1 protein-coding gene is annotated in these 226 nt (G+C 64.2%); it reads left to right on the top strand.

What is annotated here, in order from left to right; translation table 11 throughout:
• Positions 1 to 226 (top strand): amino acid permease (locus J5M58_RS27770; RefSeq protein WP_207880777.1); only part of this gene is annotated, 226 nt, incomplete at both ends.

Below are 226 nucleotides of genomic sequence, written 5' to 3'. Positions count from 1 at the left end.
GGGCAACACGCCAATCGCCATCGGCTGCGCCTCGCTGCTGCTGTGGGCGGTGCACTTCCTGGTGCTGCGCGGTATCAAGGAGGCGGCGTTCATCAACCTGGTGACCACCGTGGCCAAGGTGGTGCCGTTGCTGATTTTCGTGGTGATCGCGGCGTTCGCCTTCCGCGCCGATATCTTCACGCGTGATATCTGGGGCCTGAGCAACCCGCAGTTCGGCAGAGGAGGC

The organism is Pseudomonas sp. 32_A, from assembly GCF_017490905.1.
GTDB lineage: Bacteria > Pseudomonadota > Gammaproteobacteria > Pseudomonadales > Pseudomonadaceae > Aquipseudomonas > Aquipseudomonas inefficax.
This window is presented reverse-complemented; position numbering and strand designations above follow the sequence as displayed.